The sequence below is a fragment of the Agrobacterium sp. CCNWLW155 genome (assembly GCF_036888815.1).
Lineage (GTDB): Bacteria > Pseudomonadota > Alphaproteobacteria > Rhizobiales > Rhizobiaceae > Agrobacterium > Agrobacterium radiobacter.
Genome location: NZ_JBAKFW010000025.1, coordinates 18,835 through 28,228 on the forward strand (window position 1 = coordinate 18,835; position 9,394 = coordinate 28,228).

General features: G+C 59.9%; 8 protein-coding genes. 6 read left to right on the plus strand and 2 right to left on the minus strand.

Translation table 11 applies throughout. From position 1 onward, the window contains the following. The first annotated feature begins 68 nt into the window (after positions 1-68). Genes V6S97_RS27840 through V6S97_RS27855 form a run of 4 tightly spaced genes read left to right on the plus strand, consistent with a single transcriptional unit; the run spans position 69 to position 6,244 of the window. Positions 69-4,529 carry a PAS domain-containing protein gene (locus V6S97_RS27840; RefSeq protein ID WP_112293924.1) on the plus strand — a complete coding sequence of 1,487 codons (4,461 nt, stop codon included), beginning with the start codon at positions 69-71 and terminating at the stop codon, positions 4,527-4,529. Continuing rightward, positions 4,526-5,167: a response regulator transcription factor gene (locus tag V6S97_RS27845; RefSeq protein WP_112293925.1), complete on the plus strand. Its 642-nt coding sequence runs from the start codon at positions 4,526-4,528 to the stop codon at positions 5,165-5,167. Before V6S97_RS27840 ends, V6S97_RS27845 begins: the two co-directional genes overlap by 4 nt. A gap of 2 nt (positions 5,168-5,169) precedes the next feature. Beyond that, the gene (locus V6S97_RS27850; protein WP_112293926.1) at positions 5,170-5,547 is read left to right on the plus strand and encodes a response regulator; all 378 of its coding nucleotides are present in this window, start codon (positions 5,170-5,172) and stop codon (positions 5,545-5,547) included. Position 5,548: 1 nt separating this feature from the next. Then, complete coding sequence (locus tag V6S97_RS27855) at positions 5,549-6,244, plus strand: response regulator transcription factor (protein ID WP_112293932.1); 696 nt, start codon at positions 5,549-5,551, stop codon at positions 6,242-6,244. A 44-nt stretch (positions 6,245-6,288) separates the two neighbouring features. On the opposite strand, the gene V6S97_RS27860 is transcribed toward V6S97_RS27855, so the two are convergent. Continuing rightward, a complete protein-coding gene (locus V6S97_RS27860; protein ID WP_334428293.1) occupies positions 6,289-7,221 on the minus strand; it encodes a LysR family transcriptional regulator in 933 nt (310 codons plus the stop codon). Positions 7,222-7,279: 58 nt separating this feature from the next. Between V6S97_RS27860 and V6S97_RS27865 the strand changes: the two genes are divergently transcribed. Continuing rightward, the gene (locus V6S97_RS27865) at positions 7,280-8,029 is read left to right on the plus strand and encodes an SDR family NAD(P)-dependent oxidoreductase (RefSeq protein ID WP_112293928.1); all 750 of its coding nucleotides are present in this window, start codon (positions 7,280-7,282) and stop codon (positions 8,027-8,029) included. Positions 8,030-8,041: 12 nt separating this feature from the next. Continuing rightward, positions 8,042-8,461, plus strand: a complete 420-nt coding sequence (locus V6S97_RS27870; RefSeq protein WP_112293929.1) for a hypothetical protein — start codon at positions 8,042-8,044, stop codon at positions 8,459-8,461. A gap of 463 nt (positions 8,462-8,924) precedes the next feature. Here the strand turns inward: V6S97_RS27870 and V6S97_RS27875 are convergent, their stop codons facing one another. Then, on the minus strand, positions 8,925-9,272 hold the full coding sequence (locus V6S97_RS27875; protein ID WP_334428294.1) for a hypothetical protein: 348 nt from the start codon (positions 9,270-9,272) through the stop codon (positions 8,925-8,927). Positions 9,273-9,394 lie beyond the last annotated feature (122 nt).

Sequence of the window (9,394 nt, forward strand, 5' to 3'; positions counted from 1 at the left end):
TAATATCGAGATCGCCCACTCGATATGCTCACACCGCCCAGGCTTTATTTTCCCTGCAGGAGCCGCCGATGACGCGCATCTGGTCTTACCGCCCCCAACTCCTGCACCTGGGTCTATTTTTTGCTGCTTATGTCCTGGGTTGCGGTTTCGCGCAGGCACTTGCAATCGTACCGGGAACAGGCATTTCCATATGGCCTCCAAGTGGGCTTTTCATTGCAACTCTTATCCTCGCACCCAAGCAGAGCTGGCCGTGGTGGGTGCTGGTCGGCTGCCTGGGCGAGCTATTCAGCAATGTCATGTGGTTCCATAGCCCGCTGCCCGCCGCCGTCCTGATTTATGCCGGCAACGCGCTCGAAGCTACGGTCGGCGCGTGGCTCGTAAACCGGGCTTTGGGTCGGCCGGCTCGGCTGGAAACCTTGCGGGAAGTTCTTGTATTTGTCGTATTGGGGGCTGGAGTTGCCCCGGTGGTCAGCGCGACGGTCGGAAGTGCGACGCTGGCCTGGTTCGGCATATTTTCGCAAACCTTCCTGGGGGCCTGGCCTCTCTGGTGGATCGGGGATGCCACTGGGGTCCTGATCGTCGCGCCGCTCGCGCTGGTCGTGATCCAGAACTGGAACGGCAAGGCCGAGCTAACGGCTGCGCGATGGATAGAAGCGTGTGTCGTGGGACTTATCCTTCTTGGCGTCGCGGCCCTTTCGCTCAGCGGCTACCTGCCCTTCGCCTATATCATCATGCCACCGCTGCTTTGGGCTGCTGTGCGCTTCGAATTTAAGGGGGCTGCCGCTACCCTCGCCCTCCTCGCGCTAATAACCGCGATCTTCACGGTATCCGGCGCCAGCCAGTTTGCCGGAAATGCCGAGAATCAGCGCCACAACCACATCATGCTGCAACTTTTCCTGGCGATCTCGGCATTTTCTGCGCTGATCGTGGCCGCCATATCCCGGCAGCACCAACTCGCGTTGCTGACACTACGCCAGAGTGTGGAGGCCCTGCGCGACCGAGAGCGAGAGCTCTCGCAGATTGTGAACATGGTCCCAGTCCACATCAGACGACTGACACCAGAAGGCGAGCCGACCTTCTTTAACAAGCGCTTGGTGGATTTTTTTGGGTTTGACCTGCAACAGTTGAACAGGCCGGGCACAAGCCAGCTAGTGACAAACATTGAGACTCTCGTCCATCCAGATGATGCGCCTAGTGTGTTGCAGGCGGTGCGCCATGCTGTCGCCACGGGCGAACCATACTCGATGAAATATCGCATGCGTCGTGCGGACGGTGTGTATCGCTGGGTTGATGGTCGGGCGGAACCGTCGCGCGATGAAGACGGCGCCATAGTGCAATGGTTCGCAATCTCCATTGACATCGACGACGAGGTGCAGGCGCAGGAAGCGCTGCGGCAGAGCGAGCAAAAGCTCCAGCAATTGATCGACGCAGTGCCCGCCTTTATATGGTGTACTACAGCCGAGGGAAAACCCACCTATGTCAACAAGCGCCTTGCCGACTATGTGGGCGTGACCCTGTCAGAACTGATTGCTCCGAATGCATCCCGCTCATTGGCTGACATCCACCCGGAAGATCGCGCGGCTGTCGAGCGTGCGCTGACGCATTCATTCGAGACGGGCGATCCATTTACACTGAAGTATCGTCAGCACAGATCAGACGGAACCTATCGCTGGACCGAGGGGCGTGCGGAGCCGTTGCGCGACGCGGACGGCCGGATCGTGCAGTGGTACGGAGTCTGCCTCGAGATCGACGATCTCGTGATCGCCCAAGAGGCCTTGCAACAAAGCGAACGTAGCTACCGCGACGTTTTCCACTACATGCCGATCGGACTGACTCGGGTGGACGCCAGCAAGCTTATTCCGCTGTTCAAGGAGTTGCGAGTGCAGGGTGTGGCGGACCTTGAATCCTATATCGACGAGCACCCCGAATTCCTCGCGCGCGCCGTGGAGGCCTTGGAGGTCGAAGAAGTCAACCGGCACATCACGGAGATGTTCGGCGCACAAAATGCGGAGGAAATGCGCGGCCCCATCACCCGCTACTGGCAACCGGGCATGGCCACCATCCGCCGCTCGATCGAGGCGCGCTACCGCGGCGAGGAGGTCTTCCAGGAAGAAACGAAGGTGGCGCGCATGGACGGCAGCGTCATCGACGTCGTTTTCGCGACCGCCCGTCCCGGCGCCATCGCCGACAAGAGCCTGGTCGGCTTCATCGACATCACCGAGCGCAAGAAGGCTGAGGAGGCGCTGCGCAACCGGGAGCGGGAGTTCTCCCAGCTCGTCAACATGGTACCGAGCCTTCTCTGGAGGCTCAGTCCAGACGGCGAGCCGACCTTCTTCAATAAGCGCCTGACAGATTTCTTCGGCGTGGACTCGGCGGAAGCGGACAAGCTTGACACGAGCCGGATGGCGGCGATTATCGAAGCGGCCATCCACCCCGACGACGCTGCTGGAGTGGCGGAAGCGCTCAACAGCAGCCTGGCGACCGGCGAACGCTTTTCCCTGCGCTACCGGCTGCGGCGGGCGGACGGCGTGTATCGCTGGGTTGACGGCCGGGCGGAGCCACTGCGGGACGACAGCGGCAAGATCGTGCAATGGTACGCAATCTCCATCGACATCGATGATGAGGTGCGGGCGCAGGAGGCCTTGCGCAACCGGGAGCGAGAGCTCTCGCAGCTTGTGGACGCCTTGCCAGTCCACATCTGGAGCTGGACGCCTGCTGGCGAGCTGGCCTACGTCAACAAGCGATCTTTGGAGGATCTCGGCCTTTCCAAGGCGAACTTCGAAGATACCGTCCGGGTGGCGCAAAAGCTGGTTCATCCCGAAGATGCCCCCGAGGTGCTGCGGGTGTCAGCCAACTGCCTTAAAACAGGCGACGCCTTCATGATGAGATATCGTCGACGTTGGAAAGATGGCAACTATCGCTGGATAGAGGCGCGCGCGCAACCTTTGCGCGATGAAGATGGAGCGATCGTTCACTGGTATCAGGTGTCTATCGACATCGACGATCAGGTGCAGGCCGAAGAAGCGCTGAAGAGCAGCAAGCGGCAATTGGAGCAGATGATTGACGCCATGCCCTTCAATATCCTGAGCTTTACCGCTTCGGGTAAGATGACCTACACCAGCAAGCGATATCTCGACGACGTTGGTTCGCCGACGATGGATATCAAAGATTTCGACGCGTTGGCCCGAGAAGTCGCTCACCCCGACGACTTTCCAACAATGTTTCAGAGGGCATCGGATGGCCTCGCGACCGGCCAGCCTTTCGTGAACCGGTTTCGCCGGCGCAACAAGCAGGGCATCTATCGCTGGATAGAGGCGCGCGCGCAGCCTCTGCGCAACGCAGATGGCACAATCGTGCAATGGTACATTGCTTCGATCGACATTGAGGACGAGATGCGCGCGCAGGCGGCATTGCGTGAGAGAGAACGCTTCCTTTGGCAACTGGTGGAAACACTGCCGGCGATGATCGATTGTGCTGAGCCGAACGGCGAACCAGTCTATCGCAGCCAACAACTGCGCGAGTTCCTTGGCTATGAGCTGGAGGAACTGGATGGGAAATCCGAATCGCGCCTGAACGGCACGCTCGATGCCGGGGTCCATCCCGACGATGTCGCGGGCGTCAAAGAGCAATATGCCCATTGCCTGGCAACCGGCGAACCCTATCTCAAAAAGCACCGCCTGCGACGCTTCGACGGCGAATATATCTGGGTCGAAACGCGCGCCGCGCCGATGCGGAAGGACGACGGCACCATCGTGCAATGGAACGTCATCTGCCTAGATATCGACAGCGAAGTGCGCATGCAGGAAGAGCTACGCTTGGCGCAGGAGCGGTTGGCACGCGCCGGCCAAGCCGCGAGTCTTGCGGAGCTGTCGGCCTCCATCGCCCATGAGGTGAATCAGCCCTTGGCGGCGATCGTCGCCAATTCGCACGCGTGTTACCGCTGGCTATCAGCTGAGTCCATCAATGTCGCGCGTGCCAAGATCACGATCGAACGGGTCATCCGCGACGCCAACTCGGCGGCGGAAGTCGTCGGCCGTATCCGGGCGCTGTTCAAGCAATCCGTGGAGAATAGGATCAGCCTGTCGCTCTCCGGTGTCATCACCGAGGCGTGTAACCTCGTGGCAGGCGAGGCTTTGCGTCGCCGCATCCGGATCGACATCGACGCGGAAGCCAAGCTTCCGCCTATCGCGATCGACCGCATCCAAATCCAGCAGGTCCTGGTCAATCTCATCCGCAACGGCATGGAGGCGATGGAGACTGTCGCAGGGGAAAAAGCTATCGACGTGCGCGCTCATCGCATGGGCGGCGAGGTGCAGACCGAAGTAGCCGACCGCGGAAACGGCATTGAGTTCCCGGATCAGATGTTCGAACCCTTCTTCACCACGAAAGAGAACGGAATGGGCATGGGTCTCGCCATCTGCCGTTCGATCGTCGAGGCACATGGCGGGCGTTTATGGGCCGAGAAAAATGAACCGCATGGCGCGCGGTTCATTTTCACCTTACCAATCGCCGGGAAAGCCGCGCCATGACAACGGATGACCATATAGTTTTCATCGTCGATGACGACGAACGCATCAGGGAGGCGCTCGGCGAACTCCTGGACACCCACGGCATGCGTGCCATCCCATTCGGTTCAGCGGGGGATTATGTGAACGCCGAGAGACCGGATCTACCTGCCTGCCTGATACTCGACGTTGAACTGCCCGATATAAACGGTCTCGAACTGCAGCGGCAGATCGCGGAAGGTGATCATCCCCCGATCGTTTTCATTACCGGCCATGGCGATATCCCCTCGTCGGTGCGAGCGATCAAGCACGGTGCGGTAGATTTCCTCACCAAACCGTTCAGCGACGCGGACCTAATGACTGCCGTGCACACGGCAATTTCCGAGGATCGGCGAAAGCGATCGGAGCGGGCGGAAATCGGTATGCTGAAACAACGCTATCTCGAGCTGACGCCACGCGAACGCGACGTGCTGCCGCTCGTGGTGAGCGGCCTGCTCAACAAGCAGGCAGCATCTCAACTCGGAATCAGCGAAGTGACACTCCAAATCCATCGGAGGAATGTAATGCAGAAAATGGCGGCAGCATCGCTCGCCGACCTCGTGCGCATAGCAGAGCGATTGGGAATACCGATCACCCATTCGCGCCGTGCGGGAGGAAATTGAGCATGGAGAATACAAGACCCATCATCGCGGTGGTCGATGACGATCCACGGCTGCTCGAGTCGCTGGAGGAGTTGCTGGAGTCCGCCGGCTATGCAGCCTGCTGTTTTCGATCAGCGGAGTATCTGCTCACCCGGGGCCTGTCGGATCTGGATTTGTTGATCACTGATATTGGCATGCCGGGCACAAACGGCTTTGAGCTTCGTGACATCGTCAACAAGGCGCGTCCAGAGTTACCGGTATTCCTGGTCACCGGCCGCCACGAGATCGCCGACCAGGGCCGTGCGCAGGGCATCAGCGGCTTTTTCCGCAAGCCTTTCGATGCGCCTGCTCTGCTCATTGCAATAGGGGAAGCCTTGCAAAAATCAAAAAATGGAGGGTGATATGCGAATGGACCAGCCGCTCCGGAGATCGGCACCGCTGTCGCGGCAGCACGAGAATGACACAAGTGAGCCCGTTGTCGTCATCGTAGATGACGATGCGGCCGTCCGCGAGGCCTTGTCGGAGCTGATCCTCTCGGCGGGTTTTCAGCCCGTGAGCTTCGCCTCTACCCGTGAAGTGCTTGACGCCAACATACTGGACAGCCCCGGCTGCCTGATCCTTGACGTGCGCATGCCTGGGGCGAGCGGCCTTCATCTGCAGAACCATCTGGCGGAGAGCGGCAATGCAAAGCCGATTATCTTCCTGACCGGACATGGTGATATTCCGATGACCGTGCAGGCGATGAAGGCGGGGGCCGTCGATTTTCTCACCAAGCCGGTGCGCGACCAAACGCTGCTTGATGCGGTGATCGCCGGCCTTGCGCTCGACGCGTCGCGACGGGCCAACGCCCTGGTCGTCAAGCGCAACATCGAACGCCTGGAGACGCTGACGCACCGCGAGCGCGAAATCTTGCGTGAAGTGGCGCGGGGGCGGCTCAGCAAGCAGATCGCCTTCGACCTCGGGATAAGCGCGGTCACGGTCAAGCTGCACCGCGCCAATGTCATGCGCAAGATGGAGGCCGGGTCGATAGGCGAGTTGATCAGGGCTTGGGAGACGCTGCCCATGGCGATGCGCGAGGTCGGCGGCGCCCGGTTCTGACGGGACCGACCCTGCAAGGGATACCGATGTCGCCGATGGTACGTTCACATCGCTTCGATGGCTCTCGCCTCACGGGCTATGAAGTCGCAGAACAGTTTGACGCGCAAGGGCACGGTGCGGCCGAAGGCGTGCAGCGCATTGAATGGCAGGCTCGGAAGCGCGATCTCCGATGCAAACGTGACAAGCGCACCGGCTTGCAACTCCTTCGCCACCAGACACCGCAGCAGATAGGCGGCACCCAACCCAGCGAGCGCCGCCTGGATGAGCGCAGCGCCTGAATCGCAATCTACGCGACCGGCGGGAACAAAGCTGCTGCCGTCTGCCAGACGTACAGGCTGGATTGAGCCGCCGAGCACGTAACGGGCAAAAGGCACGGCTGCCAGATGTTCGACAAGCGGCGGATTGCCCAAGGTCTCAAGAAAAACCGGAGATGCGACGATCGCCATCGGTAAATTGGCCAGATGGCGGACTATCAAATCGCCTTGCGTCGGATTGCCAGCGCGCAACACGACATCGTAGTCCTCCCGGATCAGATCGACGAACCGGTCGGTAAGGCCGATATCGAGATGTAAGTTGGGATTGTCAGCCGCAAAGCCTGCAAACAGTCGTGGCAGCAGCAGGGGCGCCAGCTCGCTTGGCATGCTGACGCGCAGTCGGCCGGAGAGTCCGGCATCAGCCCCGATCCCCTCATCACTCGAATCCAGATCACGCAAAAGGGGAGCGACGCGTTCGAAGAAAATCTGGCCGTCCTGTGTCAATGTCAGGGCTCGGGTGGAGCGCAGGAAGAGACGCGCGCCGATCTTTTTTTCAAGCCTCGCCACGCTCTTCGACACCGCCGATGGCGTAGTATCGAGATCGCGTGCCGCGGCGCTGAAGGAACCGGCCTCCACCGTTCGCACAAAGGCCATCAATCCAGACGTCTCGTTCAGTAGATTCGGCATTTGCGACTCCGGGGCACAAATCATGTGCCCGTTCATGATCTAACGACTGAGGGTGCCCACGTTTATCTCAATCACAGCTGAAAGGAGATAAACAATGAAACATCTCAAAGACAAGGTCGCCGTTGTCACCGGCGGCAATAGCGGTATCGGCCGGGCGACCGCCAAACTTTTCGCCGAAGAAGGCGCGAGAGTCATTATCACCGGCCGGCGGCAGGACGTCGTCGACGAGGCAGTGCGCGACATCGGTCATCATGCCATTGGCATCGTGGGCGACGTCGCCAACCTCGAACATCACCGCCAGGTGGTGGACATGGTCGAGAACCAATTTGGTGGCCTCGATATCTATATGGCCAATGCTGGTGTCATCAATCTCACTGCATCTCGCAATGTGACACCGGAAGACTATGATCGTCATTTCGCCATCAATACGCGCGGTGTGTTTTTCGGTGTGCAGACGATCGCACCGCTGATCCGTGATGGCGGCAACATCATTGTCACGAGTTCGCTCGCCGCGACGAAGGTGCTGCCGGACCATGCCGTCTATGCGGGATCGAAAGCCGCCGTCGCCGCTTTTGCTAAGAATTGGGCAATCGAATTCAAGACACGGCGCATCCGCGTCAACATCCTCAGCCCAGGGCCGGTTGAAACCGAAATCCTAGGCAAGCTCGGCGTATCGGAAGCTGAGCGCCCGGCATTCGAGGATCACATGGCATCACTCATCCCGGCAGGCCGCATGGGACAGCCGGACGAGTTGGCGCGCGCCGCGCTCTTCCTCGCCTCCGACGCGGGCAGCTTCGTCAACGGGGTCGAACTTCATGCCGATGGCGGGATGACCCTGGCTTGAAAGGACCGGAAAATGCAAAACACGTATAACCCCGAAATCGTCGCCTTCATCGATCGCCTTGCTGAGACCGGCAGTAACTACCGAATGGAAGAGATGGACGAACTCTACACCGAGGACCTCGGCTTTCTCGTCCTGACGCCGGAGGGCAAGATCACCCGCTTCTCCAAGGACGAGATGTTTGCCGAGTTCCGTGCTCGGCGCGATGCCGGTGAAACGCCGCTGTCGACCGAAAAGCGGATTCTGCACATCGAGGAGCAAGGCGATGAAGCGACCGCAATCCTCTATCGCCGCATGAGCGCGCGTGCGGCGCCGGCCTTCTACGAGCTCAGGCTGCGCCGCGTAGACGGCACATGGCGCGTGGCCGGTGAAACTGTGCTTCCCTGGCCGGACCCGGCCGCCGTCAAGAGCTTCCTGCCACCGCGCGAACATTGATGGCTGGACTAATTCGGCGCAGTGCGAGGGGCGCTTAAGGGCAGGCCGCCAGCCAATGAGGTTGCTCGAGCGACAAGGCAACCTCTGCCATGGGCCACGTCCTTATCGCAAAAGCTTCGCGATGGTGCCTCTCTGATGACAGAACCGGAGCACCTTCTTTCCATCATTCGCTCATGACGCGCGGCTCTCAATTCCCGCGCGTCTCTTCCATGGAGAGACATATAAAGCGAAATCCCTTTGCAATACTGGCAGTGCTGTCGGTCTTCTTCCTTTACGCGTCCGCGCTGGAAGGCACCTAAAGGCATACCCGGACAAGCTTTGGCGTCGTTTTCGTCAACCACATCTCGGCGAAGAGGCCAAGAGGCTTTCGTCCGGAGACCTACCACCAGGGGCCGCATTGCCTGGTTCATTCCGAATCGTCCTCGATCCCGACCTTCACAAACGCATAACTGTCAGCTTCCGCTCATGGAGCATTGTTCGGCAGATCACTCTCAGTCAAGATTTGCAGCACCGCGTTTTCATCCATTGCCTGTTCCTCGAACAGTGCCTTTGCGAGGGCATGGAAGGTGGGTCTGCGCCTCCTGAGGATCGTCGCCGCCCGGTCGAGCGCCGCATCCAGCTTGGCGTGAACCCGAGCTGCCAGTTCGGGATCACGGTCAAGAATTGCGCCTGGATCGCGATGCGGTCGATAGAGCAGCGGATGCTCGGTTCCAAAGCCGAGGGTGCGCTCCATGTCAAAGGCAAGCCGCGTGGCCCGCGCCAGATCGCTATCGTCGGTACCACCGGAACCGCTCGAGACACGTTTGAGCACCAGTTTGTTGATTTCCGCGCAGAAGTGAGCCGGTTAGGCGCATAAGGGGATGCGGATAAAAACTTGGACTGATTCAGATGTTATGGCCGAGACTTCTGCGATACTCGATCGGGCTGAGCGAT